This window comes from Nocardia sp. (genome assembly GCF_025465275.1).
Classification (GTDB): domain Bacteria; phylum Actinomycetota; class Actinomycetes; order Mycobacteriales; family Mycobacteriaceae; genus Nocardia.
This window is the reverse complement of record NZ_JAODNK010000113.1, coordinates 1-25,074: the sequence shown is the minus strand read 5'-3', so window position 1 is coordinate 25,074 and position 25,074 is coordinate 1. Positions and strand designations below refer to the sequence as shown.

The 25,074-nt window shown below is 66.8% G+C and carries 22 protein-coding genes; 12 read left to right on the top strand and 10 right to left on the bottom strand.

The window, feature by feature from the left end; genetic code table 11:
• Both JWN03_RS25760 and JWN03_RS25755 read right to left on the bottom strand, forming a co-directional pair.
• Window positions 1-714, bottom strand: a 714-nt coding sequence (locus JWN03_RS25760; protein ID WP_297620165.1) for a DEAD/DEAH box helicase, incomplete at its 3' end; no start/stop codon positions are given.
• A 68-nt stretch (window positions 715-782) separates the two neighbouring features.
• Complete coding sequence (locus JWN03_RS25755; protein WP_297620162.1) at window positions 783-1,736, bottom strand: PAC2 family protein; 954 nt, start codon at window positions 1,734-1,736, stop codon at window positions 783-785.
• A 330-nt stretch (window positions 1,737-2,066) separates the two neighbouring features.
• On the opposite strand from JWN03_RS25755, the gene JWN03_RS25750 reads away from it, so the two are divergent.
• A complete protein-coding gene (locus JWN03_RS25750) occupies window positions 2,067-2,633 on the top strand; it encodes a DUF5642 family protein (protein ID WP_297620160.1) in 567 nt (188 codons plus the stop codon).
• Window positions 2,634-2,710: 77 nt separating this feature from the next.
• Here JWN03_RS25750 and JWN03_RS25745 read toward each other — a convergent pair whose 3' ends face one another.
• Both JWN03_RS25745 and JWN03_RS25740 read right to left on the bottom strand, forming a co-directional pair.
• The gene (locus JWN03_RS25745) at window positions 2,711-3,214 is read right to left on the bottom strand and encodes a hypothetical protein (RefSeq protein WP_297620157.1); all 504 of its coding nucleotides are present in this window, start codon (window positions 3,212-3,214) and stop codon (window positions 2,711-2,713) included.
• Between the two features lie 128 nt (window positions 3,215-3,342).
• A complete protein-coding gene (locus tag JWN03_RS25740; RefSeq protein ID WP_297620154.1) occupies window positions 3,343-4,287 on the bottom strand; it encodes a helix-turn-helix transcriptional regulator in 945 nt (314 codons plus the stop codon).
• Window positions 4,288-4,381: 94 nt separating this feature from the next.
• Between JWN03_RS25740 and JWN03_RS25735 the strand changes: the two genes are divergently transcribed.
• Both JWN03_RS25735 and JWN03_RS25730 read left to right on the top strand, forming a co-directional pair.
• Window positions 4,382-4,789 (top strand): VOC family protein, encoded by a 408-nt coding sequence (locus JWN03_RS25735; RefSeq protein ID WP_297620152.1) that lies wholly within the window; start codon window positions 4,382-4,384, stop codon window positions 4,787-4,789.
• Window positions 4,790-5,042: 253 nt separating this feature from the next.
• Window positions 5,043-6,275, top strand: a complete 1,233-nt coding sequence (locus tag JWN03_RS25730) for a DUF4192 domain-containing protein (protein WP_297620149.1) — start codon at window positions 5,043-5,045, stop codon at window positions 6,273-6,275.
• A 29-nt stretch (window positions 6,276-6,304) separates the two neighbouring features.
• On the opposite strand, the gene galE is transcribed toward JWN03_RS25730, so the two are convergent.
• Together galE and JWN03_RS25720 are read right to left on the bottom strand one after the other, a co-directional pair.
• Window positions 6,305-7,285: a UDP-glucose 4-epimerase GalE gene (gene galE, locus JWN03_RS25725; protein WP_297620146.1), complete on the bottom strand. Its 981-nt coding sequence runs from the start codon at window positions 7,283-7,285 to the stop codon at window positions 6,305-6,307.
• Window positions 7,286-7,288: 3 nt separating this feature from the next.
• Window positions 7,289-7,975, bottom strand: a complete 687-nt coding sequence (locus JWN03_RS25720; RefSeq protein ID WP_297620143.1) for a metal-dependent transcriptional regulator — start codon at window positions 7,973-7,975, stop codon at window positions 7,289-7,291.
• A gap of 174 nt (window positions 7,976-8,149) precedes the next feature.
• Between JWN03_RS25720 and JWN03_RS25715 the strand changes: the two genes are divergently transcribed.
• The 5 genes from JWN03_RS25715 (at window position 8,150) to JWN03_RS25695 (ending at window position 15,839) form a co-directional block, all read left to right on the top strand.
• Window positions 8,150-9,388: an acetoin utilization protein AcuC gene (locus tag JWN03_RS25715; protein ID WP_297620140.1), complete on the top strand. Its 1,239-nt coding sequence runs from the start codon at window positions 8,150-8,152 to the stop codon at window positions 9,386-9,388.
• Window positions 9,381-12,104: a bifunctional acetate--CoA ligase family protein/GNAT family N-acetyltransferase gene (locus tag JWN03_RS25710; RefSeq protein WP_441343059.1), complete on the top strand. Its 2,724-nt coding sequence runs from the start codon at window positions 9,381-9,383 to the stop codon at window positions 12,102-12,104. Before JWN03_RS25715 ends, JWN03_RS25710 begins: the two co-directional genes overlap by 8 nt.
• Window positions 12,105-12,162: 58 nt before the next feature.
• Window positions 12,163-14,925 (top strand): phosphoenolpyruvate carboxylase, encoded by a 2,763-nt coding sequence (gene ppc / locus JWN03_RS25705; RefSeq protein WP_297620137.1) that lies wholly within the window; start codon window positions 12,163-12,165, stop codon window positions 14,923-14,925.
• Between the two features lie 114 nt (window positions 14,926-15,039).
• Window positions 15,040-15,399, top strand: coding sequence for an ArsR/SmtB family transcription factor (locus JWN03_RS25700; protein WP_297620135.1), 360 nt, complete (start codon window positions 15,040-15,042; stop codon window positions 15,397-15,399).
• Window positions 15,396-15,839: an SRPBCC family protein gene (locus JWN03_RS25695; RefSeq protein ID WP_297620132.1), complete on the top strand. Its 444-nt coding sequence runs from the start codon at window positions 15,396-15,398 to the stop codon at window positions 15,837-15,839. The genes JWN03_RS25700 and JWN03_RS25695 overlap by 4 nt, the downstream gene beginning before the upstream one ends.
• 68 nt (window positions 15,840-15,907) lie before the next feature.
• Here JWN03_RS25695 and JWN03_RS25690 read toward each other — a convergent pair whose 3' ends face one another.
• A complete protein-coding gene (locus JWN03_RS25690; protein ID WP_297620129.1) occupies window positions 15,908-17,437 on the bottom strand; it encodes an MDR family MFS transporter in 1,530 nt (509 codons plus the stop codon).
• A 133-nt stretch (window positions 17,438-17,570) separates the two neighbouring features.
• Here JWN03_RS25690 and JWN03_RS25685 point away from each other — a divergent pair, with 133 nt between their 5' ends.
• A complete protein-coding gene (locus JWN03_RS25685; RefSeq protein WP_297620126.1) occupies window positions 17,571-18,143 on the top strand; it encodes a TetR/AcrR family transcriptional regulator in 573 nt (190 codons plus the stop codon).
• On the opposite strand, the gene JWN03_RS25680 is transcribed toward JWN03_RS25685, so the two are convergent.
• Window positions 18,133-18,984 carry an SDR family NAD(P)-dependent oxidoreductase gene (locus JWN03_RS25680; protein WP_297620123.1) on the bottom strand — a complete coding sequence of 284 codons (852 nt, stop codon included), beginning with the start codon at window positions 18,982-18,984 and terminating at the stop codon, window positions 18,133-18,135. The two genes, JWN03_RS25685 and JWN03_RS25680, sit on opposite strands and share 11 nt — an antisense overlap.
• A 95-nt stretch (window positions 18,985-19,079) precedes the next feature.
• On the opposite strand from JWN03_RS25680, the gene JWN03_RS25675 reads away from it, so the two are divergent.
• The 3 genes from JWN03_RS25675 to JWN03_RS25665 all read left to right on the top strand — a co-directional run bounded on the left by JWN03_RS25675 (window position 19,080) and on the right by JWN03_RS25665 (window position 23,387).
• Window positions 19,080-19,892, top strand: a complete 813-nt coding sequence (locus JWN03_RS25675; RefSeq protein ID WP_297620168.1) for a helix-turn-helix domain-containing protein — start codon at window positions 19,080-19,082, stop codon at window positions 19,890-19,892.
• Between the two features lie 157 nt (window positions 19,893-20,049).
• Window positions 20,050-21,294: a glycosyltransferase family 4 protein gene (locus tag JWN03_RS25670; RefSeq protein ID WP_297620121.1), complete on the top strand. Its 1,245-nt coding sequence runs from the start codon at window positions 20,050-20,052 to the stop codon at window positions 21,292-21,294.
• Window positions 21,291-23,387 carry an amylo-alpha-1,6-glucosidase gene (locus JWN03_RS25665; RefSeq protein WP_297620119.1) on the top strand — a complete coding sequence of 699 codons (2,097 nt, stop codon included), beginning with the start codon at window positions 21,291-21,293 and terminating at the stop codon, window positions 23,385-23,387. Before JWN03_RS25670 ends, JWN03_RS25665 begins: the two co-directional genes overlap by 4 nt.
• Before the next feature lie 57 nt (window positions 23,388-23,444).
• Here JWN03_RS25665 and JWN03_RS25660 read toward each other — a convergent pair whose 3' ends face one another.
• Both JWN03_RS25660 and JWN03_RS25655 read right to left on the bottom strand, forming a co-directional pair.
• Window positions 23,445-24,404, bottom strand: a complete 960-nt coding sequence (locus JWN03_RS25660; protein WP_297620117.1) for a sigma-70 family RNA polymerase sigma factor — start codon at window positions 24,402-24,404, stop codon at window positions 23,445-23,447.
• A gap of 147 nt (window positions 24,405-24,551) precedes the next feature.
• A complete protein-coding gene (locus JWN03_RS25655) occupies window positions 24,552-24,953 on the bottom strand; it encodes a DUF3099 domain-containing protein (RefSeq protein ID WP_297620115.1) in 402 nt (133 codons plus the stop codon).
• Window positions 24,954-25,074 lie beyond the last annotated feature (121 nt).

The following is a 25,074-nucleotide window of genomic DNA, read 5'->3' as shown; positions in this document are numbered from 1 at the left end:
CACGACGTAGACGGGGGCCTGGTTGGTGGTGAGCAGCTCGTTAAGCGTCTCGTGCAGCGGTTCGATGCTGAAGGAAAAGGTCAGCGGGACCGGGCGCTCCGTGTTCTTGACGACCGCGGTGGGCCAGCCGGTGCGCTTGGTCAGGTCTTCCTGGAACCGCGTGACATCGCCGAGCGTGGCCGACATGAGGACGAACTGCGCCTTGGGCAGCTCGATGAGCGGGACCTGCCACGCCCAGCCCCGGTCGGGGTCGGCGTAGTAGTGGAACTCGTCCATGATGACCTGGCCGACATCGGCACTGGAACCCTCGCGCAGCGCCAGATTGGCCAGGATCTCGGCCGTGGCGCAAATGATCGGCGCATTCGGATTCACCGCCGCGTCGCCCGTCACCATGCCGACCTTGTCCGCGCCGAACACCTCGCACAGCGCGAAGAACTTCTCGCTGACGAGCGCCTTGATCGGCGCGGTGTAGTAACTGCGCTGCCCGCGATTGAGCGCCGCATAATGCGCGCCGATCGCGACGAGCGACTTACCGGAGCCGGTGGGCGTCGCCAGAATGACGTTCGCGCCGGTGAACAGCTCGAGCAGCGCTTCTTCCTGCGCTGGATACAGCGTCAGCCCCTGCGACTGGGTCCAGTCGGAGAAGGTTTCGTACAGCCAATCCGGGTCCACATCGGGCACGGCTTGGTCGGGAACGAGTTCGGATAGCTGCACGGGTGACTACGTTACTGGGCGGTCTGCCCGACTTCGGCCGCCACTACCCGGCGTCGGCCGACGATTACCTAGCGCGCCTCTCCGCCGTCGGCGCTGTCGCCCTCGGTGAAGCCGGACTGCTCGGCCAGGAAGCGTTCGAACTCCGCGCCCAGCTCATCGCCGGTGGGCAGATCGGCATCGCTCGCCAGCAGGCTGGACTGCCGTTCCTGCGCGGTCACGAAGCTGTCGTACTGACGCTCGAGCGCCTGCACGACATTCTCCACCTCGGAGTTGCCGGAAATGTGCTCGTTGACCTGCTCGCGCACCCGCGCGGCCGATTCGCTCAGCGCCGCCAGCGGCAGTTCCAGACCCGCGTTCTCGGCCACATTCTCTAGCAGCGTCTGCGCGGCCTCGGGATAGGCGGTCTGGGTCAGGTAGTGCGGCACATGCACCGAGAAGCCGACCGACTCGTGCCCGTGCTGGGCCATCCGGTACTCCAGCAGCGAGGACGCACTGCCTGGAACCTGCAGCTCACCCGGCCAGCGCTGATGATCGCCGATCAGATCGCTATTGCTGGCGTGCGCGGTGACACCGAGGGGGCGGGTGTGCGGAATGGCCATGGGGATGGCACTGAGGCCGATGGTGCGGCGCACGCCCAGCTGTTCGGACAGCAGGCGCACCGCGGTGACGAACTTCTCCCAGCGCAGATCCGGTTCCAGCCCGGACAGCAGCAGGAACGGGGTGCCCGCGGTGTCCTTGAGCGCCCACAGATTGAGCTCGGGCTCGGTGTATTCGGAGAAGTGATCGGTCTTGAACATCATCAGCGGCCGGCGCGAGCGATAGTCCAGCAACTCGTCCATATCGAACGAGGCGACCAGTTCACTCTCGAGGCTTTCGCGCAGATGCGTGGTGGCCAACTTCACGGCATGACCGGCGTCGGTGAAGCCCTCCAGCCCGTGCACCAGTACCGGACCAGCGCCGTCGGCGGACGACAGTTGCGGAGCGGGGAACTCCAGCTCGTACATTCGCGACTCGTAGTCCATCGCGTGCTCCTTCCTGCGTGGCCCACATGCGCGACCTAGAAACCATTGTCCCTCATGCGCCGACCGGTCGTGCACTGCCCGCACCGCGAGTGCAACGCGTGGCACCGGGACACGCATTCCCGGAGGGCTCGCCGCGCGGCGTGGCATTCGCTGTGATCAGCAGAAATTCGGCATAGTGGACACGTGACCGCGCCCTGCCGCAGGCCTGCCCACCCGTTGTGCCGAAAGCCCTTACGTGCCCTCGGGGTCGGGGCTCTGGGTGTGGTGCTGGCGGCGTGCGGGACCACCGTATCGGGCCATCCGGTCGGTACGCGCAGTTCGGTGACAACGGTGCAAACCGATAGCGGACTGGCCCGGCTACTGCCGGATCCGTCCCAATTCCCCTCGCGCTACGCGGCGGTGACACTGCCGGTCGATACCGCAGGCCAAGCCGCGGGCGATCTCGACGGCATTCTGCCCGGGGCGCAGATCGATCCGGCCACCTGTGCGCCGAGCGCCCCGACTGCAGGACCCGCGGTCTCAGTCGGCACCGACGATTCCGCCCGGGCCACCCTCACTGTCGAATTGGTGCGCACCGATCAGCCGCTGTCCACGCTGCGAGATCAATTGCAGCGCTGCGGCACCGTGCGCGTCGGCCACTCCGGAACCACCGCGACCATCACCACCGAGATGGATCCGCCGCCGCCGCTGAACGCCGACGACACCCTCGCGCTGCGGCGCACCGTCCAATCCGAATCCGGCAGTGCGGGTATCACCCGGCATATGCAGACGCTGCTCGGTCAGATCGGGAATGTGCGCATCAATGTGACCTATATGTCGTTCACCGATTCCAAGGCCGATACCGAGGCCCTCGATACCCTGTTCACCACCGCGGTGAGCAAGGTGCGCAAGGGCTGAATCCCGTTCGGGGACAGGCGCGAATGTCCCCCGGGGAGGAGCCGACCCCCTGTCTGTTCCGGCTCCCGCGTTCGGAATCAGCAGGCGGAGCCGGTGCCCGCCGAGCCGCTGCCCGCGGATCCGGTTCCGCCCGACAGGCTGGAGGAACCACTGCCTCCGGAACCGCTCGCCGAACCGCTCCCTGCGGAACCGCTGGGCAGCCACGAGCAAGCCGAACCGCCCCCGCCCACGAGATAGCTGACCGCCGACGAGGTGGTGCCCTGCGTGGCTCCGACCATGACCGGGCCCGGGCTGGTCGGGTGCCAGGCGAAGGTCGCGGTGACCACGCCGGAAGCCGCTACCGGCGTGGCTGATCCGATGACGGCGCCATTGATCAGGAACTGCACCTGGTCGTACCGGTTGTTGCCGGACACCCCGGCGATGATGGTGCAGCCGTCGGTCACAGTGCACTGCGATCCGGGGGTGACACCGATGACGCTGACATCGCTGATATCGGCGGCGGCGGGCCCGGCGAGCAGTACGGGCCCCGCGAGTGCGGTGAGCGCGGCGGCAACGCTCGCGGTGCGAAGTGTTCTCGACATTGTGTACTTCCTTCCGGCGCCTCCGACAGGCGCCGGGCGGACTGTAACAGCGACTGAGCCCGGGATTTCATGAAATGGAAAGTGCTGCAACATCATTCGGTTATGACATGACTGGGTGGCCGTGCGTTTCACGGGTGCCGGTAGCGCTCCGCGAGCTCGGTTCCCAGCCGCGCCAGTTCGGCCCGCACCGACTCCGGTTCGGTCACTTCCAATGCCGTTCCCCAACCGGCCAACTGCTGGGCGATCATGAGTGGCGTGGGCGCGGTGATGCGCACACGCGTGCGGCCGTCGGGTACGGGGCCGTCCACCACGCAGTGCCGCCCCTGCTGATGGCGCAGCACCGGAAGCAGTCCGGCGGGTAGGAGCACCGTCGCGGACAGTGTCGATCGGTGCTGCTCCACCTGCTCGACCACCTCCGACCAGGCGGTGGTGAGATCGAAGTCCGCTGGCCGGTAAGCAACTTCGTCGGTCACCTCGACCGCCGTCATGCGTTCCACGCGAAAGGTCCGCTGTCCGCGTTCGGTTCCGGCCACCAGGTACCAGATGCCGTCCTTGTCGACCAGGCCCCACGGGTCGACCGTGCGCTGTGTGCGGGTGCCGCCGCGCCCGTAGTCGAACCGCACCCGGCGGCGGTGGACCACCGCGCCTTGTAATTGGTCGACCAGCGCCGGGGCCTGCTCGTCGCGTTCGCCCCAGCGCGCCGGATCCACGATCACCGCGCCGGCGGCCGCCTCCGCCTCGAGGCGGAACGGTTGTGGCAAGGCGCGCAAGAGTTTTCGCAGTGCGGATCGGGTGGCCGGGGTGGCGGTGGCCATCGGGCCCAGGAGCAGGAACAGGGACTGCGCCTCGGTGGCGGTCAAACCGCTCAGGTCCGTGCGCGCACCGCCCACCAGGGCCCAGCCGCCGCCGCGACCCGGCTGCGGGTACACCGGAATCCCGGCCGTGGACAGCGCTTCCAGGTCGCGGCGGGCGGTGGCCACCGAGACTTCCAGTTCGGTGGCGACCTCGGCTGCGGTCACTCGGCCGCGCGTCTGCATGAACAGCAGCGTGGCTACCAATCGATCGGCTCGCATGAAAGAGATTCTCCCAATAAAAGTGCTCATTCGGTGAGCACTTTGCGGCCGATGATGGATATATCGACCAGCGGAACCCATCAAGGAGATCGACATGCTGCGTGGAATGGCCACCGTCAACTACTTCGCCGACGACCTGGAGGCAGCCAAGGACTGGTACAGCGAATTCCTCGGCGTCGCACCGTATTTCACCGTCCCCGGCGGGTACTACGAGTTCCGCATCGGCGACTACCAGGCCGAACTCGGCCTCATCAATCGCAAGTACGCGGCCAGCACGCCGGACCAGCCGGGCGGTCAGATCGTGAACTGGCATGTCGATGATGTCGCGGCGACCTTCGAACGGCTGCTGGACATGGGGGCGAAGGAGTACGAGCCGATCACCGCACGCGGCGAGGGCACCGGATTCGTCACCGCCGCCGTGGTGGATCCGTTCGGCAATGTGCTGGGCATCATGACCAATCCGCACTATCTCGAGATCCTGGCCGCGGCCCGTCCGGAGTAGGTTCCGAACACGACTGCGCATCACACGTACCACTCCCTCCGGCACGTGCGGAGGGTGCCGAGGCGGACTGTAACAGGGCCGCGCCGAGCGATCGGATGAAATGAAATGAATCCATTTCATTTCGCCTGATTGCTCGCGCGGCGCGCAGTGTGTGAGCGTCGCGCACGGTAACAACCGGCACCGACAGATCCCCGGGATCGGGCTCCGTGCCACGCCGAGTTACTCACGGCGCGACCGGTTGTCCACAGGCCGGGTGAAACCGCTGGTGGATGTCGTAGTGGTGACGGCGCTGCCGCGCACTCTCGATCCCATGACCACTCCCGCCGAACCTACGCCCCCCGACCACACCGATCCCGAGTGCATCGATCCCGAGTTCGCTGATCCCGCAGTCGGATCCGAGCCGGAACCACATCTGCGGAATCCGGGCGATTTCATCGCAGCGATGCCCGCCATGCTCGGATTCATGCCCGCCCGATCATTGGTGGTGACCGTGCTGCGGGCGGCAGTAGACGAGCCCGGCACGGCCGCAATCGATGTGGTGGCCCGGATGGATCTGGACAGTCCCGGCCGGGTCGCCACCGGACAGCTCGTCGAGCGGGTCGCGGGTGTCTGCCTGCGCGATACCGCCGCCGCGGTGCTGGCACTGATCGTCGACGATCGCGCCACCGCGCCGGTCAAACGGCACAGAGGGGTGCGGTCCCGGCAACATCGAGATCTGGTGTGCGCGCTCGAACATCGCCTGGATGCCGCGGCGGTGCCATTGGCCGGAGCGTGGGCAGTGCAGGCGATCGGGCCGGAGCTGCCGTGGTGGAGTCTGCTGGGTCCGGCGCGGCGTGGTCGTCAACCGGATCCGGCGACCTCGTTGGTCACCCTCCGGCATGTGCTGGACGGCCGGCCGATGCGCGGCTCACGCGCGGAACTGACCGAGGTGGTGGAGGTGGATGCGGCTGTCCGGGAACAATTCCGGGCGCTGCTGGATGCCGCCGCCGAGGCTGCGGTTCACCGGCTCGCCGAGGCCGTGCGGCGCGGCGAACCCGAGTCCTACAGCCGCTCGGCGGCCCGGAATGTCCTCGGGCAGCTGCTGTCCATCGAGGCGGGAACGCTGCCGAACGCGCTCGAAATGGCGGAAGTGGCTGTCGCACTGCGTGATTCGACGGTGCGCGACATTCTCTTCGGGCTCATCCCCGGTGCGCATGCGCGCGCCGCTGAAACCCTGTGGCTGCAATTGACGCGCGCTCTGCCCGATCCCGATCGCGCCGAGGCCGCCATGCTGCTCGGTTACGCCGCCTATGCGCGCGGGGACGGTCCACTCGCCGGTATCGCGTTGGAAGCAGCACTGAATTCGGATCCGGCGCACCGCATGGCCAACCTGCTGGACATCGGATTGCAGACCGGAATGCCGCCGCAGCGGCTGCGCCGGCTCGCCGACGCGGGCCGCGAGGCCGCCGCGGATCTGGGTGTCGATCTGCATTCCGAGCACCCATGAGATCCGCGGCGCCACGCGGTGATTCGGTACTAGCGGGCGCTGTGTGCGCGAGCGCCGATCGAGCGCAGGAATTCCCACGCGTCGGCGACGATCTCGTCCAGATCGGTGTGTTCGGGTCGCCAGCCGAGCTCGGCCGTGGCCAGCTCGCTGGAGGCGATGAGCACCGCCGGATCGCCTACCCGGCGCAGCGCGTCCACCGTATTGACGGGCAGGCCCGTCACACGCTCGCAGGCCGAGATGACCTCGCGTACCGAGAAACCGGTACCGCTACCGAGATTGAAGATGCGGTGCTTGCCCGGCTGCGACTGCGCGAGCGCCAGCAGATGCGCCTGCGCCAGATCGCGAATGTGAATGTAATCGCGCACCGCGGTGCCGTCCGGCGTCGGATAGTCGGTGCCGAAGACCGAGATCGAATCCCGCTGTCCCAGCGCCGTCTGCAGCACGAGGGGGATGAGATGGGTTTCCACCACCCGGTTCTCACCGAGCCCGGCGTACGCGCCGGCCACATTGAAGTACCGGAGGCTGGTGGCCGCCAGCCCGTGCGCCGCGGCGTACGAGGTGATGGCATAGTCGATCGAGAGCTTCGATGCGCCATAAGGATTGGTCGGGCGCTTCGGCGCGTCCTCGACGATCGGCACCTGCTCCGGTTCGCCGTACACCGCTGCGGTGGACGAGAACACGAGACGCGGGGTGCCCGCCTCGCGCATCGCCTCCAGCAGCGCCAAGGTCTTCACCACATTGCCGTGCCAGTACTTCTCCGGCTGCACCACCGACTCGCCGACGAGCGACTGGGCCGCGAAATGCAACACGCCGTCGAAGGATTCGGAGGCGATGAGTTCGACGCCCACCGTGGCGATATCGCCCTCGATGAACTTCGCACGGCCCGGAACGCCGTCGGCATTACCGGTCGAGACATCATCGACGACAACCACCTCGTGGCCGTCTTCGAGCAGAACCTGTGCGCAGACGCCACCGACGTAGCCCGCGCCTCCTGTGACGAGAAGTTTCACGCGTCAGACCAACTTCACCTGGACGGCATGCGCCATCTCATCGGACAGTTCGTAGCCTTCGTGGCCAGGTACCAGAATGACCACCGAACCCGGCCGGGTTTCCACGTTCACGCGCGCATCCGGCACCACGCCGGCCTCGCGCAGCTGGCCGATGACCTCGGGATCGGTCTGAATGTGCTCGGACAGGCTGCGCACCACTACCGCGGCGGACTGGCCCGAGGGCAGATCCGACAGCCGGACCAGCTTCTCCGCGGCACCCGAGCGCGGCGGTACGCCCAGCTCGTCCAGACCCGGAATGGGATTGCCGTAGGGCGAGGTGGTGGGGTTGTTGAGCACCTCCACCAGGCGGCGCTCGACCTCCTCGCTCATAACGTGCTCCCAGCGGCAGGCCTCGGCGTGCACGTTCTCCCAGTCCAGGCCGATGATGTCGACCAGCAGCCGCTCGGCCAGCCGGTGCTTGCGCATGACGGAAACCGCCATGGCGCGGCCCTTGTCGGTCAATTCGAGGTGGCGGTCACCGGCAACGGTCAGCAAACCGTCGCGCTCCATGCGCGCAACCGTCTGGCTCACCGTGGGACCGCTCTGCTCGAGGCGCTCGGCAATGCGAGCGCGCAGGGGCGTGACACCCTCCTCCTCGAGGTCGTAGATGGTACGGAGGTACATCTCCGTGGTGTCGACCAGATCCTTCACCTGTTAACCCCTTCGTCGGCACGAATTCTACCCATGCGCGGCGGCTACACCGGGCTGCAGCTTATTTCGCGAACTCCGAGACAACACCGAGGACGGCCTGCGTGTTCCCTATGGGTTTCCGGCGTCACAGTGTCCGTAGCCTGCGAGCGCAGCGGACGCACTAGCGTGGCAAGTATGCCTGGCCGCGCGCGTGAAGACGGAACCGTCATATGGACCGATCGGTTCCTCGATTACACGTGGACGCCGGAGCACCCGATGCGGCCGGTCAGGCTGCAGTTCACGATGGCGCTGGCACAGAGTCTGGGACTGTTGGATGGCGTCGAGACGCTGACCCCCGTCGCGGCGGGGGATTCGGAACTGCTCCGGGTGCACACCCATGACTACATAGAGGCGGTCAAGCACGCTCAGCAACCGCCGGGCATTGTGCCCGCCGCACCGCCGTACGGGCTCGGCTCGGCCGACAATCCGGTCTTTCCGCATATGCACGAGGCGGCGTCGGTGATTGTCGGCGGCACCCTCGCGGCGGCACAGGAGATCGCGGCCGGGCGCACCCGCCGGGCGGTGAGCATCGGCGGCGGTATGCACCACGCCATGCCCGATTCGGCGGCCGGATTCTGTGTGTACAACGATGTGGCGGTGGCGATTTCGTGGCTGCTCGATAATGGCTTCGATCGCATCGCGTACATCGATGTGGACGTCCACCACGGTGACGGCGTGCAGCGTGTGTTCTACGGCGATCCACGGGTGCTGACACTGTCGATCCATCAGCATCCGGCGACGCTGTGGCCCAATACCGGATGGCTCGAGGAGACCGGCGCGGGCGCGGCCGAGGGCACCGCCATCAATCTGCCGATCATGCCGGGCACCCGGGACCCGCTGTGGCTGCGCGGTTTCCATGCGGTCGCGCCCGGCGCGCTGGCGGCCTTCCGGCCGCAGATCGTGATCAGTCAGTGCGGCGTCGACACCCATCGCGAGGACCCGCTCGCCGACCTGGAATTGAGCGTGGACGGGCAGCGCGCGGCCTTCATCGCCATGCGCGATCTGGCCGATCGATATGCCGAGGGCCGCTGGCTCGCGGTCGGCGGTGGGGGATACGGGCTCATCCGGGTGGTGCCGCGGGCCTGGACCCATCTGCTGGCCACCGCGCTGGACCGGACCATCGACCCCGATACCGCGATTCCGCGGGAGTGGCAGGAGCTGGTCGAGGCGTATGCGCCCACGGTGGCGCCGCCCGGCACCATGGGCGACGGCGCCGATATCGGCTTCGAACGCTGGGACGGTCCCGGGGGTGGCCGCGAGACCGGCGACGAGCGGACCGACCGCGCGCGGCGCGCCCTGGACACATCCGTATTGGCAACACGCCGCGCGACTTTCGGGCTGCTCGGCCTGGATCCGGAGGATCCCCGTGACTGAATCTGCCGGCCCGGCGACCCCCGCGGTCGCACCCCCGCTGCCCGCGGACACTCCGGGCACGCCCGCCAATCCGCCGCCGCCCCCGCAACATTGGTTCGCCGCCGTGCTGGCCTCCGATGGCGGTGTGGTGCGACTGCGCCCGATCACGCCCGAGGACGCCGCGGGTCTGGAGCGCTTCCATACGGGACTCTCCGATCGCACCCGCTATCTGCGCTACTTCGGCCCCTACCCGCGGATGACGCCGAAAGACCTGTACCGCACCACCCATGTCGACTACCGCGACCGGGTGGGCCTGGTCATCGAGCTGGGTGACGACATCATCGCGGTCGGCCGCTACGAGTACCTGCCCGATCGGCCCGGGCCGCGCTCGGCGGAGGTGGCGTTCGTGGTCGCCGATCATCACCAGGGCCGGGGCCTGGGTTCCATCCTGCTCGAGCACCTCAACGGTGCTGCCGCGGAGAACGATATCGAGACCTTCGTCGCGGAGGTGCTGGCCGAGAACAACGCCATGGTGCAGGTGTTCCGCGATGCCGGATATCAGGTGCAGCGCAGCCGTGACGGCTCGGTGCTGCACCTCGAATTCGCCATCGACCCCACCGAAGCACTGCAGTCGGTACGGGATTCGCGCGAACGCGCCTCGGAGGCGCGCAGCGTCGGCAATCTGCTGACACCGCGCTCGGTGGCGGTCATCGGCGCGACGCCGTCCGCCACCCGGGTCGGCGGCGCGGTGCTGGCCAATCTGCTGTCCGGCGGATTCCAGGGTCCGGTGTTTCCGGTGAATCGCAATCGCACCGCGGTACGCGGCGTACGCGCCTATCCGACGGTGCGCGATATTCCGGATGAGGTCGATCTGGCCGTAATCGCGGTGCCCGCGGCCGAAATCGGGTCGGTGCTCGACGACTGTATGGCCAAGGGCGTCAAGGGCCTGGTGGTGCTCACCGCCGGTTTCTCCGAGACCGGTCCGCACGGTTACGACGCCGAACGCGAACTTGTCGATGCCGTCCGGGCGCACGGCATGCGGGTGGTGGGGCCGAGCGCTCTGGGGATCGCCAATACCGATCCGGCCGTCGCCCTGAACGCCACCCTCGCACCGGTGCTGCCCGGGCGCGGGCGCATCGGATTCTTCTGCCAGTCCGGCCCCTTGGGCGCGGCGATTCTCGGTGAGGCGGCGGCCCGGCAGCTCGGGTTGTCCACCTTCGTCTCCGCCGGTAATCGCGCCGATGTCTCCGGCAATGACCTGCTGCAGTACTGGGACAGCGATCCCGGCACCGATGTGGTGCTGCTGTACCTGGAGACCTTCGGTAATCCGCGCAAGTTCTCCCGCATCGCCCGCCGGGTGGCGCGCACCAAACCCATTGTGGCCGTGAGCAGTGGCCGCAATGTGGTGCGGGTCGAGGGGGAGCAGGATCTCGACCGCTCGCTGGTGCGCAATCTGTTCGCGCAGGCCGGGATCATCCAGGTCGACTCCATTACCGAACTGTTCGACTGCGCCATGCTGCTGGCCTATCAGCCGCTGCCGGCGGGACCGCGGCTGGCGGTGATCGGCAATAGCGCGGCCCTGAACTGGCTCGCGGTTGATGCCGGGCGCAGTGAAGGGCTCACCGTGCAGGAGCCGATTCACCTCGGGCCGCAGGCCGGACCCGCCGACTTCCTGACGGCGGTGGCGGCGGCGGTCACCGATCGCGCGGTGGACGCGGTCATCGTCATCTACTCGCCGCCGGTGCCCGTCGCGGTCGCGGCCTTCGCCGAGGCCATTCGGGCGGGCGCGCAATCCGACCCCGCCACACCGGTTCTCACCACCTTCGTCGCCGATCAGGGCATGTCGAATCTGCTCGCGACCCGTGGGCCCGGCGGCATGCTGGAGCGCGGATCCATTCCGTCCTACGGTGATCCGGAGCGTGCGGCGCGGGCGCTGGCACGGGTGCGCCGCTATGCCGATTGGCGTACGCGCCCGGTATCGCCGGTGTCGCGCCCCGAGGGTGTCGACACCGTCCGGGCCCGCGAACTGGTCACCGCATGGATGGCCTCCGCGACCGATCACTGGCTCGCGGATCTGGAGGCGGCGGAGCTGCTGGGCTGCTACGGAATTCGCATTGTCGAATTCCGTGAGGTGCGTGATGCCGAGACCGCGGTGCTCGCCGCCGAGCAGTTCGAATATCCGGTGGCGGCCAAGGCGACGGGGGAGATCTGGCGCAATCGCCCCGACCTGACCGGCGTGCGGCTGGATCTGTGGCGTCCGGACGAGGTGCGGCGCGCCTTCACCGAACTGGCCGAGATCTCCGGCAATCCGGTACATATTCAGCGCATGGCCACCAAGGGTGTCGGCTGTGGCTTCCGGGTGCAGGACGATCCGTCGTTCGGCTCGGTGATCAGTTTCGGCCTGTCCGGCACCATTATCGATCTGCTCGGTGACCGGGTGTACCGCGCACTGCCGCTGACCGAGGCCGAATCGGCGGAGCTCATCGACGCACCGCGCGCTGCCCCGCTGCTCTCGGGGACCGTGCGCGGTCGCGATATCGGCAAGCCGGTGGACAAGCGTGCCCTCGCTGAACTGGCACAACGCATCTCGGCACTCTGCGACGACCTGCCGGAGGTGCGGGAACTGCAGTGCGAGCCCATTATGGCGTCACCGGAGGGCGCCGCAGTGCTCTACGGGCGGGTACGAATCGGGCCGGAACCCAACAGGTTCGAAAGCGGTCCGCGCCGCATGGGCTGAGAACAACACGAATGGGTTCGAGAACCAACAAAATTCGCTGTGTGGAGAGGTGAACGTAGTGCGAGAAGATCAGATCGAGACGGCCACCGCGCCGCTACGCGACGATATCCGGTTCCTGGGCGGGATTCTCGGGGACACCATCCGCGACCACGAGGGCCCGGAGGTCTTCGACCTCATCGAGCGGGTGCGCGTGGAAGCCTTCAAGGTGCGCCGGTCGGAGGTGGAGCGCAGCGCCGTCGCCGACATGCTGCGCGGTGTCGATATCCATACCGCCATTCCGGTGATCCGCGCCTTCAGTCACTTTCTGCTGCTGGCCAATCTGGCCGAGGATCTGCAGCGTGACCGCCGCCGCGCCGTGCATATCGCGGCGGGGGAGTTGCCGCAGGATTCCAGCCTGGCGGCGACCTACCGCAAACTCGATGCCGCCCCGCCGGCGGCCGATACGGTCGTCGATCTGCTGACCGACGCCCTGGTCTCACCGGTCATCACCGCCCATCCGACCGAGACCCGGCGGCGCACCATCTTCGATGTGCAATCGCGCATCACCGAACTCATGCGGCAGCGGCAGCGCTACAGCGAGCACGAGCCCGAATTCGCCGGCATCGATACCGATATCCGGCGGCAGGTGCTGCAACTGTGGCGTGCGGCACTGATCCGGTTGGCGCGCTTGCGGATTCAGGACGAGATCGAGGTCGGCCTGCGGTACTACGACCTCACCCTGTTCGAGGTCATTCCGAAGATCAATGACGAGGTCCGGGCGGCACTGCGCGCCCGCTGGCCCGAGCATGACCTGCTCGCGCGCCCGATCCTGCGTCCGGGCTCCTGGATCGGCGGTGATCGGGACGGCAATCCGTTCGTGACCGCCGAGGTGGTGCACCGCGCCACCCATCGGGCCGGCGCCCTGGTCTTCGAGCGGTATCTGAAATCTATTGTGGAGCTCGAGAAGTCGATGTCACAGTCGGCGCGGCTGGTACCGGTGACGCCGGAGCTCGCGGCACTGGCCGGCGCCGGATTCGATGACTCCCCACAGCGCGCCGATGAACCGTATCGCCGTGCGTTGCGCGCCATCCGGGCTCGGCTCAGTGCCGCGGCGCGCCGGTCGCTCGGCGAGATCCCTTCGGATGGAATAGATGTCGTCGCCGAGCCGTATGCCGGGCCGTGGGAGCTGCTCGCGGATCTGAATGTGGTCGATGCGGCCATGCGCGCCTCCGGGGACGGCCTGCTCGCCGATGACCAGTTGGCCGCGCTGCGCGGCGCGGTGGAGACCTTCGGCTTTCATCTGCAGGGTCTGGATCTGCGCCAGAACTCCGAAATGCACGAGCAGGTGGTGGCCGAGCTGTTCGCCTGGGCCGGAGTGCATTCGGACTACGCCTCGCTCGACGAGGAGCAGCGGGTGGCATTGCTCGCGGCCGAATTGACCACGCGCCGACCGCTTGTCGGACCCACCGCGCAGCTCAGCGAGCTGGCGGCCAAGGAACTCGCGGTGGTGCGCGCCGCCAAGAGTGCCATCGACGATCTGGGCCCGGATACCGTGCCCAACTACATCATCAGCATGTGCACCTCGGTCAGCGACATGCTGGAGGCTGCGCTGCTGCTCAAGGAAGCTGGCATCCTCGATCCCGGTGATGCGAATACGCCGCCGTCCAGCACGGTGGGTGTGGTTCCGCTGTTCGAGACCATCGACGATCTGCGCGGTGGCGCCGAAATCCTTTCCGCTGCACTGGAAGTGCCCGCCTATCAGCGCCTGGTTGCCGCGCGCGGTATGCAGCAGGAGGTGATGCTGGGTTACTCCGACTCGAACAAGGACGGCGGGTACCTGGCCGCCAACTGGGCGCTGTACCGGGCCGAACTGGATCTGGTAGATACCGCTCGTAAAACCGGAATTCGCCTGCGGCTCTTCCACGGTCGCGGTGGCACCGTCGGTCGCGGTGGCGGTCGCAGTTATGACGCCATCCTCGCGCAGCCCGCCGGGGCGGTGCGCGGATCGCTGCGTTTGACCGAACAGGGCGAGATCATCTCGACCAAATACGCCGATCCGGGTACCGCGTACCGGAATCTCGAAGCGCTGGTCGCGGGCACCCTCGAATCCACCCTGCTCGATGTGGAGGGTTTGGGCGGCGAGGCCGAGGCCTCCTACGAGGTGCTCGACGAGCTGGCCGAACTGGCTCGCCAGGCGTATGCGCGACTGGTGCACGAAACCCCCGGTTTTGTCGAATACTTCCGTGCCTCAACACCTATCGCGGAGGTCGCCGACCTCAATCTGGGCAGCCGGCCCGCCTCCCGCAAGCCCACCAACTCCGTCTACGACCTGCGCGCCATTCCCTGGGTGATGGCGTGGAGCCAGTCCCGGGTCATGCTGCCCGGCTGGTACGGCACCGGCACCGCCTTCGAGCAGTGGATCGGCGACGACCCGGCCCGCCTGGCCGCCCTGTCGGATCTCTACCGCCGCTGGCCGTTCTTCCGCACCATCATGTCCAATCTGGCGCAGGTCATGGCCAAGGCCGATATGGACATAGCCGCCACCTACGCCGATCTGGTTCCCGATAAAGCGTTGCGGGACACCATCTTCGGCATGATCTGCGACGAATTCACCCGGACCGTGCGCATGCACGCCGCCATCACCGGCACCGATGAACTACTCGCGGACAACCCGGCCCTGGCCGAATCCATCCACAACCGCTTCCCCTACCTGGAGCCGCTCAATCAACTACAGGTGGATCTGCTGCGCCGCCGTCGCGCCGGAGACGACTCCGAACTGGTGGAACGCGGCATCCTGCTCACCATGAACGGACTGTCCACGGCGCTGCGCAACTCCGGTTAGAGCCGTGCACCGATAGGCCGTGGGGTCCGGGTGACTCCCCGGCCTATCTCTCCTCAAAATGGTAGGAAAAAACCTACGGTTGACAGGTAGGGAAAAGCCTACCTATATTGGGTCATGCCCTACCGCATGAAATCCGGCAGTGCCGACCTGGTGTTCGGAGCGCTCGCCAATCCGACCCGGCGCGACATTCTCGAACTGCTGCTCGACGGTGAGCAATCGGTGCAGGCCATTGCCGAGCGCTTCGATATGGCCCGGCCCAGTGTGTCCGAGCACCTCAAGGTGCTGCGGGACGCGGGGCTGCTCGAGGAGGACAAGCGCGGGCGGCAGCGGTTCTATCGCGTCGAACCGCATCCGCTGCACGAATTGCAGTCCTGGCTCGATCCGTTCGAGCGCTTCTGGCGTAAGCGTCTGCATGCCCTGGGTGCGGTGCTCGACGCCATGCCCGACAATCCTGACGAGAAGGAAACCCGATGAGTGACAATCCGGCCTCGATCGAACTCGATCACTTCTATCCGCATCCGCCCGAGAAGGTGTGGCGCGCCATCACCACGCCGGAGCTCATGGGGCAGTGGATGATGGAGCCCATCGGCTTCGAACCGGTGGCGGGCAATCATTTCGAGATGAAGACCCATCCCATGCCGGGGCAGAACTTCTCCGGTGAGATTCGCGGCAGGGTGCTGGAAGTCATTGCTCCGGAACTGCTGCGCATCACCTGGAGTGATGCCCAGATGGAGGCCGATTCCGGCTGGATCATGAGCTGGCAGTTGCGTCCCGAGGGGCACGGCACCCGAATTATCTTCAGCCACACCGGATTCGATCCCGACGATGCCAGCTCGCAGCGCACGCGCTCGATCATGAGTCCCGGCTGGGCGAGCATGCACGACAGTCTGGAAAACGTGGTCGCCGCCGCTTAGCCCCGCAGGAACGGCCCGCACCCGAATCGGGTGCGGGCCGAAAGCCCGGTGGGGGAGCGGCGTCGAAGTTATTGCGCCGGTGCCTTTTCCGGCTCCTTCGCAGGTGCCGCAGCCGGTGGGCCGGCTTGGCGCAGCGGAACTTCGACAATGAAGAGCGCCGCGACCAGGCCGATCGCGCAGAGCACGGCGGACCAGGTGAAGATGCTGTGCATGCCGGAGGCCACCCCGTGCAGATAGGCGTCACGCAGCGAGGCGGGGAGTGACCCCAGCTTCGCCGGATCGAGTTGCCCGCCATGACCGCCGTGTCCGGTCATCGCAGCGGTGATCTGCCGGTTGAACAGCGCACCGAACAGTGCCACGCCGAACGATCCGCCCAGTGTGCGGAAGAGTGTCGCGGTGCCCGAGGCAGCGCCGATGTTCTTCATCTCCACGCTGTTCTGTGCGATGAGCACTGTCATCTGCATGAGGAAGCCCAGACCCGCACCCAGCATCGCCATATAGATGCCCGAGGCGAGCCGGCTGGTGCCGGTATCCATGGTGGCCAGCAGAATGCTGCCGCCGGTGAGCAGTACACCACCGAGGATCGGGAAGATCTTGTAGCGTCCGGTCTTGCTCATCACCCTGCCCGCGATCTGCGAGACCACGATGATCGGCACCATCATCGGCAACAGCAGCAGCCCGGAGTTCGAGGCCGAAGCGCCCTGCACGGTCTGCTGGAACAGCGGCAGGAAACTGACCGCGCCGAACATGGCCACGCCGACCACCACCGAAAGCACCGAGGTGAGCACAAAATTGCGGTTGGTGAACAGGCTCAGCGGGATGATCGGCTCCGGTGCGCGGGTCTGCGACCAGAGGAACGCCGGCAGGCCGAGCACCGCGACGGCGATCGTTGTGAGCACTTGCGGTGAGTCCCAAGCGTATTGCGTGCCGCCCCAGGTGGTGACGAGCACGATCGCGCAGATGGTGACGGTCAGTAGCACCGCGCCGAGGTAGTCGATCTTGGCATTCGGTCGCCGGGCGGTCAGGTGCAGCGTGGTGTAGCACCACACCAGTGCGATCAAGCCGATGGGCAGATTGAGGTAGAACGCCCACCGCCAGCCGGCGTGATCGGTGACGAAGCCGCCTACCAATGGGCCGCCGATGGTGGCAAGCGCCATCACTGAGGCGGTCATGCCCATGTATTTGGCGCGTTCCCGCGGCGGGATGAGCTCGCCGATGATGGCGAACGCACCGGCGGCCAGGCCGCCCGCACCGATGCCCTGCAGCACGCGGAAGCCGATGAGCTGATCCATGTTCTGCGCGGCGCCGGCCAGGCCGGAACCGATCAGGAAGATGACGATCGAGGCCAGGAAGTTGTTCTTACGGCCGAACAGGTCTCCGAGCTTCGCCCAGATGGGCGTGGAGGCGGCGGTGGCCAGGGTGTATGCGGATACCACCCACGACAGGTGTTCGAGGCCGCCGAGCTCGCCCACGATCGTCGGCATGGCGGTGCCGATGATCATGTTGTCGAGCATGCCGAGCAGCATTGCCAGCATGACGCCCAGCAGGATCCAGCGCACATTGCGCGGTGCCGTCTGCGATACAGAGAGCGTGGTCATAGCGGTCCCCCCTTCGTTGAGGTCTGGTGTCGGGCGCCGGTCGCGCCCTGTGACTCCAGAAAACCATAACGAGTTAAGAAATTCAACCGCTCAGAAAATTGTATGACTAAGGAAACGTCGGTAGGGTGTGCTCATGACCGGACTTCGCGAGCGCAAGAAGGCACAGACCCGCACGGCCCTGGCCGATGCCGCGCTGCGGTTGTTCCTCGAGCGCGGCTACGACGCGGTCAGCGTGAAGGAGATCGCCGAGGCCGCCGAGGTGTCGGTGCCCACGCTCTTCGCCCATTTCCCGGACGGGAAGGAATCGCTCGTCTTCGATCTCGACGCGGATCGCGAACAGGGGCTGGTCGCGGCTGTCCGCGATCGCGCGCCGGGCAAGACCGTGCTCGAGGGTCTGCGGGATGCCTTCCTGGCCACACCCCGGCCCGCTGAATCGGACGAGATGCACGGGTTCATGCAGCTGGTGGAGAGCACTCCCGCGCTCGCCAGTTACTTCCGGCGGATGTGGCAGCGGCACGAGGGTGCACTGGCCCAGGCCATTGCCACCGATCTCGGTCGCGACGCCGGCGATATCGAGGTGATCGCACTGGCGCACTTCGTCTTCGGCGCGCTGGAGGTGGCGCGGCGCAGCACGGACCCCGCGGCCGACCTCACCCGCATCTTCGAACTACTCGAAACCGGTTGGGGCGCACTCGTTACGAAGTGAAGGCGGCGGCATGGTCGCGCGCCCACTCGGCATAGCTGCGCGGTGCGCGACCGAGCACCTCCTGAACATCCTGGGTGACAACGGCATTGCCGCCCGCGCGCACATACGCCTGACCCTGCAGTGAGCCGTCCGCGAACTCCTCGGACCTGCCCGCCGCCAGCATGAGCTCGCGCGCCGCCTCGATCGGAATGTCGACAATATCGATCGGCCGGCCCAATGCCGCCCCCAGCGCGGCCACCTGATCGGGCGTGGTCAGGTTTTCGGGACCGGTGAGGGTGTAGATGCGGCCGGAGTGCGCGTCCGACAGCAGGGCCTCGACCGCGACCGCGGCGATATCGCGGGGATCGATGACCCCCTGCGCGCCGTCCCCGGACATATTCGGCACCGGCTGACCCGCGCGGATCGGGGCGATCCAGCTCAGGGTATTCGTGGCAAAACTGCTGGGGCGCAGGATCGTCCACGCCACCCCGCTGTCCCGCACCGCCTGCTCGCCGGGTACGTGCCAGGTGCCGACCATGCCGACTTCGGCCGTGCCGGTGCCGATGGCCGATAGTTTCACCAGTCGGCGCACCCCGGCGTCGCGGGCGGCGGCGGCCAATGCCTGATCCAGTTCGACATAGTCCGGACCCAGCAGTCCGACCAGGAACGCCGCCTCGGTTCCTTCGAACGCCGCCGCCATCGATGCGGTATCGGCGTAGTCGCCCCGCACCACCTCGACCTCGGCCGGTACCTGCGCCCGTTCCGGATCACGGGTCACCGCACGGACTTTCACACCCCGCGCCACCAACTGCCGGACAACTTCACTGCCGATTGTGCCTGTAGCTCCAGTAATTACGATCATGCCGACAACGATGCCGCTCCCATGCGGCTGTCCTCTAGGAAAAACCGGCACACTCCGGGGCGCGCGCCCCGCCTACAGTGGATGCGGTGACCGTCATGCAGAATTCGGCAGCCGTCCAGACCGCCGACCGCTTCGAGGATCCCTACCCGGCGCCGGAGTCATTACGCCCGTGGATCGCCGAAATCGGCCGCATCCACACGCTCACCGACCTGCCCACGCACTTCACCCACGTCCCGCAGGCCGTCACCACGCTTGTCCTCCGCACCGAACCGTCCGGACGCCGCGACACCCTGGTCATCGGCCCGCGTACCCGGGCCACCTACGCCGGCGCGAAGGCGCCCGCCGGCTGTCTCCGGCTGCGCCTGGCCCCCGGCGCCGTCCGCCCCCTGTTCGGCGTCGCCGCAGCCGATCTCACCGATCGCATCCTGCGCCTGGCCGATATGCCCGGGCCTGCAGCCGATCTCGCGCGCGAGCTCACCGAACTGGATCTCGACGATGTCATCCCGTTCCTGGAATCCACGCTCCCGCAGGCCCTTTCCGAGAATGCCACCCGCCGTGAGCACCGCCGCCTCCTCGACTCGGCCGTCGCGGCCATCGACGGCGACGCCACGCCGCTCCGGGACGTCGCGACCCGTCTCTCGGTCAGTGAACGGCAGCTCCGCAATCTCTTCACCACCGGTGTCGGCGTCTCACCCAAGCACTACGCCCGCATTACCCGGGTTCGCCAGGTTATCGATGCCGCCGGCAACACGCCCTGGTCCGATATAGCCGTCGCCACCGGCTATTACGACCAATCCCACCTGACGGCCGACTTCCGGTCGCTCATGGGCGTGACTCCGGACCGGTTCTTCAAGGGCAAGCTGCCCGAACCCACCGCGTGTCAATCGGTGACCGCCCTGGCCAGGTAGCGAAACGAAAAGAGTAATGTTTGCGCAGCGGATGCCGCGGTAATAACTACCACGACATAGGTCCGCATCCGTATGTTCGACAGGGAGGTAACCACGCCTGACGAGACCGGAGCTGGTTTTCGATAAGCATCCAGACCTCAACGACGAGGAGATTGGAATGACTTTCGACCTTTCGGACTCTCTATTCTCTGATTCGATCGACGCTCTGCTGGAGCGTCCGAATTCTGCTTCACAGCTCACTCACGGCGACTTCCACGCCCGGCCGCTGCACATTGTTCTGGTGGCGCCACCGTATTTCGACATTCCACCGGCCGGATACGGCGGCGTCGAGGCGATGGTGGCGACGCTCGCCGATACGCTGGTCGACCGCGGGCATCGAGTGACCCTGCTCGGAGCCGGTCGAGCAGGCACGAACGCCCGGTTCATCCGGGTGTGGGACGATGTGCAAACCGCGCGCCTCGGTGAGACGTTCCCGGAGATCGTCAACGCGATGCGGGCGTGCCGGATTATCGAGGAACTGCATGCCGAGGATCCGGTCGATATCGTGCACGACCACACTTTCGCCGGTCCCCTCAATGCGGCGGCGTATCGGATGATGGGGATACCGACGGTGGTCACCGTCCACGGGCCCGTCGACCCCGACATGTACGAGTACTACCAATCATTCGACCGCGGCGCGAATCTCATCGCCATCAGCGATCGGCAGCGAGAATTGGCCCCCGACCTGAATTGGATTACGCGGGTCCACAATGCGATTCGACCCGAGGAGTGGCCGTTCCGCACCGAGAAACTGGACTACGGCTTGTTCCTGGGCCGTTATGCCCCGTCGAAGGGCCCGGATCTGGCGCTCGAGGCCGCGCACGCCGCCGGTCTGCGGCTGATTCTCGCCGGTAAGTGCAATGAGCCACCCGAGAAGGCGTACTTCGAGGAACGGATCCGCCCGCTACTGACCTCCGCCGACCAGGTATTCGGTGAGGCCGACGCCATTGCCAAGCGGGAGCTATTGGCGGGCGCGCGCTGCCTGTTGTTCCCGATCCAGTGGGAGGAACCGTTCGGCCTGGTGATGATCGAGGCGATGGTCTGCGGTACTCCGGTGATCGCTTTGCGCGGCGGTGCGGTCGCGGAAGTGGTCGAACACGGTGTCACCGGCTGGATCTGTGACGACCCGGCCGAACTGCCCGCAGCGATCGCCCGGGCCGGGGAGATCGATCCGCACGCCTGCCGTGCGCGCGTGGAGCGGCTGTTCGCCTCCGCCCGCTTTGTACGGGGCTACGAAGCGGCGTATTACGGAGCGATAGGCGACATTTCGAATCGGGCGACGCTGCGTTTCGCGGGCGACCACGCGGTCATCCGGACCGCGGCGATCGCATCGCCCGATGTTGTCAGTAGGAGCCGCGGGTGAGCATTTTCAATGCCGGTCCTCCAGCACCGGTCGACGGTCGCGGCATCGTCACCCTGGTGGAGGCCGGCACGTTCTGCCTCTCCGATCAGCTGGGCGATATCCACCCGGGTACCGCGCAGGGGCTGTTCTACCGTGACACCCGGTTGCTGTCGCGCTGGGAGCTGAAGTTGGACGGCCTTCCGCCGGAACATCTTTCGGTCATGATGGCCGAGGCGTTCCGGGCCCGCTTCGTGACGCGAAAGCCCCCGAATCAGGGGGTTGCCGATGCCACGGTGCTGGTACTGCGGCGGCGGATGATCGGCGAGGGCATGCGCGAGACGATCACGGTGCAGAATCTCGGCGACGAGGACACCGCCATGACGGTCACCCTCATCGCCGACTCCGATTTCGCTGATCTGTTCGCGGTCAAGGAGGGCCGGGTGCACAGCGGCAGTTGCGAACTCGGCGCTGTCGACAGCACCCTGCAGCTTTCCGACCGCAGCGATTCGGGGCGCGGGCTCGCCATCGTCGCCAGTGGTGATCCGGTCGCGCAGCCGGGATCGCTGAGTTGGCGAATCGTGGTGCCGCGGCACGCCAGCTGGCAGACCGTCGTGCTGTGCCGGCCGATCGTCGGGCACCATGCCGTCACGGTGAATCTGGATGACGATTCGAATGACAACCCGTCCAACAAGATTCGGCAATGGCGCGCCACCGCGACCAGTCTCACCGCCAGCGGTGCGGGCTTGAACGCCATTCTGCAACGCACCGAGAGCGATCTCGGTGCGTTGCGGATGGACGATCCCAGCGACGGCACCGCCTATGTGGCCGCGGGCGCGCCGTGGTTCATGGCCCTGTTCGGCCGCGACAGCCTGCTCACCTCGTGGATGGCGCTGGTGCTGGATTCGGATCTGGCCCTGGGCACGCTTCGGCAGCTGGCGAAACTACAAGGCACACAAAGTAATCCGATCACCGAGGAGGAGCCCGGCCGCATCATGCACGAGATGCGGCACGGTCCCGGCGGCGACGCGGTGCTCGGCGGCAGCGTCTATTATGGAACTGCCGACGCCACACCGCTTTTCGTCATGCTGCTGGCCGAATGCTGGCGGTGGGGTGTCGACCCGGCGGCGATCCGGGACCTCCTGCCCGCCGCGGACGCGGCCCTGGCCTGGATCGACCACTTCGGTGACAGCGACGGCGACGGATTTGTCGAATACCGGCGCAAAACCGATCGCGGGCTGGCCAATCAGGGCTGGAAGGACAGCTGGGACGCCATCAGTTTCTCGGACGGCCACCTGGCCGATCCGCCGCTGGCCCTGTGCGAGGTCCAGGGCTACGTCTACGCCGCCCGGCAGGGCCGCGCCGACCTGGCCGAGGCCTTCGGTGATATCCACACCGCGCAGCGGCTGCGCGAGCAAGCCGCGGAGCTGAAACAGCGGTTCGGCGAAGCCTTCTGGATCCCGGGTGCGGGCCGCTACGCCCTCGCCCTCGACGGGGCGAAGCAACAGGTGGATACCGTGACCAGTAATCCAGGCCACTGCCTGTGGACCGGCATAGTCGGCGACGAACACGCCGCAGCCCTCATCGAACGCCTCGGCGGCGAGGATATGGACAGCGGCTTCGGCCTGCGCACGCTCTCCTCGACGGCCCGGCGCTTCAACCCGATGGGTTATCACACCGGATCGGTATGGCCCCACGACACCGCCATCGTCGTCGCGGGCCTACTGCGCTACCGCCACATCCCAGGCGCCCTGGAGCTGGCCGAACGACTGGCCGGCGGCCTCCTGGAAGCTATCGCAGAATTCGACGCGCGCCCCCCGGAACTCTTCTGCGGTTTTCCCCGCACCGAATTCCGTTCGCCCATCCCGTATCCCACCTCGTGCTCCCCACAAGCGTGGTCGAGCGCGGCCCCACTCCTGCTGATGCGTTCCTTCCTCGGACTCGTCCCGGACGTCCCGCACCGCACCCTGACGGTCGCACCCCGCCTACCCGACCGGGCAGGTCGGGTACGACTGGCGGATCTGCGATTGGGAACGGCGACGGTGACCATCGAGGCGCAAGGCACCACGATCTCCGTCGAGGGTCTACCCGACGATTGGCAACTCATCCAGGCATGAGAGCTCGCGAGGGAGAACGAAAGCGGCCGACCGGGATTCGGTCGGCCGCTGGGGTTGTCAGCTGGCGTAGGCGCGGAGGCGTTCGGCGCGCTCGCCCTTGCGGAGCTTCGACATGACCTCGCGTTCGATCTGGCGGACGCGCTCGCGCGAGAGGCCGAAGATCTTGCCGATCTGGTCGAGGGTGCGGGGCTGGCCGTCGTCGAGGCCGTAGCGCAGGCGGATGACCTGCTGTTCGCGCTCGTCCAGGGTCGTCAGGACGACACGGACGTCACGGTGCAGGAAGCCGGCGATGACGGCGTTCTCGGCGGAGGTGGCCTCCGAGTCCTCGATGAAATCGCCCAGGGGGGCCTCTTCGTCATTGCCCACCGGCATGTCCAGGCTCACCGGGTCGCGGCTGTGGTCGAGCAGATCGGCGATCTTCTCTTGCGGAATGCCGGACTCGTGGGCCAACTCGGCGTCGGTGGCCTCGCGGCCGAGCTGCTGATGCAGCTCGCGCTTGATGCGGGCCAGCTTGTTGACCTGCTCGACGAGGTGGACGGGAAGCCGGATGGTGCGACTCTGGTCGGCCATACCGCGGGTGATCGCCTGACGAATCCACCAGGTGGCGTACGTCGAGAACTTGAAGCCCTTGGAGTAGTCGAACTTCTCCATCGCGCGGATCAGACCAAGGTTCCCCTCCTGGATCAAGTCCAGCAGCGGCATGCCGCGGCCGGTGTAACGCTTCGCCAGCGACACCACAAGGCGCAGGTTGGCCTCCAGCAGATGACCGCGGGCCCGTTCTCCGTCGCGGACGATCGCAACAAGATCACGTTTGCGGTTCTCGCCCAATCGCCTCCGCGTCTCCAGCAGATGCTGCGCGTAAAGGCCTGTCTCGATGCGCTTTGCGAGCTCGACCTCATCCGCGGCGTTGAGCAAGGCCGTTTTGCCAATGCCGTTCAAGTACACGCGCACGAGGTCAGCGGCTGGACTTTGAGCGTCCAAGTCGGTGTCGACGCGGGTGGTGGTGGCATTTGCCATGACGGCCTCCTGATCGGGTCCAACTGTCATGAGCTACAACGCCCACATGCCGCTAAGAGTTCCCGCCCGGTGCCCGATTCACACCTTCTGATCTGCAGTTATCGGCAGTAGTCCTGAGAATGTGCTGAGAATAGAGCAAGAACTTTCTCAGCTAGGAACATCGACCGGCGGATCGCCGTCGTCCGGTTGCGGCGCCGAGTGTGCGCCGCGCTCAAGAGCGGGACGCTCGGCCGTCGGAAACAGCGGTATCCGGCGGCGCGACTCGTAGCGCCGCGGCTCCTCGGCCCGCCGCGGCGGGCGGTCGTTGGCGATCAGCACCGCCATCCACGGCAGGGGCACCGACACGAGAATGATCGCGAGCGAAACGAGCCCGTTGTGCCAGATGCCATACGCGACCGCCGCGAGGATCAGCGCCGGGATACGCCAGAACATCAGTGTCAGGTACTTGCGCACCCGCTCCCGATGCTGTTCCTCGTAAGCGGGCGCGGCGCGGGTGATCAGGACGGGTTGGCCGTCGTCGTCGAAACTCAGCTCGGGGCCGTGTTTCATGGCTCCACTGTTCCACACTCATCGTCTGCTGTACGCGTGGGTTTTCTTACGGGCAAAATGGTCACATGCGAACCCAGACCATCGAGCGCACCGACACCGACGAACGCGTCGACGACGGGAC

What these genes read in the sequence shown, in the direction of transcription:
- JWN03_RS25655 (WP_297620115.1), bottom strand. Translation starts at nt 24,953, where the DNA reads ATGAAACACGGCCCCGAGCTGAGTTTCGACGACGACGGCCAACCCGTC.
- JWN03_RS25745 (WP_297620157.1), bottom strand. Translation starts at nt 3,214, where the DNA reads ATGTCGAGAACACTTCGCACCGCGAGCGTTGCCGCCGCGCTCACCGCA.
- JWN03_RS25670 (WP_297620121.1), top strand. Translation starts at nt 20,050, where the DNA reads ATGACTTTCGACCTTTCGGACTCTCTATTCTCTGATTCGATCGACGCT.
- JWN03_RS25700 (WP_297620135.1), top strand. Translation starts at nt 15,040, where the DNA reads ATGCCCTACCGCATGAAATCCGGCAGTGCCGACCTGGTGTTCGGAGCG.
- JWN03_RS25735 (WP_297620152.1), top strand. Translation starts at nt 4,382, where the DNA reads ATGCTGCGTGGAATGGCCACCGTCAACTACTTCGCCGACGACCTGGAG.
- JWN03_RS25690 (WP_297620129.1), bottom strand. Translation starts at nt 17,437, where the DNA reads ATGACCACGCTCTCTGTATCGCAGACGGCACCGCGCAATGTGCGCTGG.
- JWN03_RS25715 (WP_297620140.1), top strand. Translation starts at nt 8,150, where the DNA reads ATGCCTGGCCGCGCGCGTGAAGACGGAACCGTCATATGGACCGATCGG.
- JWN03_RS25680 (WP_297620123.1), bottom strand. Translation starts at nt 18,984, where the DNA reads ATGATCGTAATTACTGGAGCTACAGGCACAATCGGCAGTGAAGTTGTC.
- JWN03_RS25685 (WP_297620126.1), top strand. Translation starts at nt 17,571, where the DNA reads ATGACCGGACTTCGCGAGCGCAAGAAGGCACAGACCCGCACGGCCCTG.
- JWN03_RS25660 (WP_297620117.1), bottom strand. Translation starts at nt 24,404, where the DNA reads ATGGCAAATGCCACCACCACCCGCGTCGACACCGACTTGGACGCTCAA.
- JWN03_RS25740 (WP_297620154.1), bottom strand. Translation starts at nt 4,287, where the DNA reads ATGCGAGCCGATCGATTGGTAGCCACGCTGCTGTTCATGCAGACGCGC.
- JWN03_RS25695 (WP_297620132.1), top strand. Translation starts at nt 15,396, where the DNA reads ATGAGTGACAATCCGGCCTCGATCGAACTCGATCACTTCTATCCGCAT.
- JWN03_RS25675 (WP_297620168.1), top strand. Translation starts at nt 19,080, where the DNA reads ATGCAGAATTCGGCAGCCGTCCAGACCGCCGACCGCTTCGAGGATCCC.
- JWN03_RS25755 (WP_297620162.1), bottom strand. Translation starts at nt 1,736, where the DNA reads ATGGACTACGAGTCGCGAATGTACGAGCTGGAGTTCCCCGCTCCGCAA.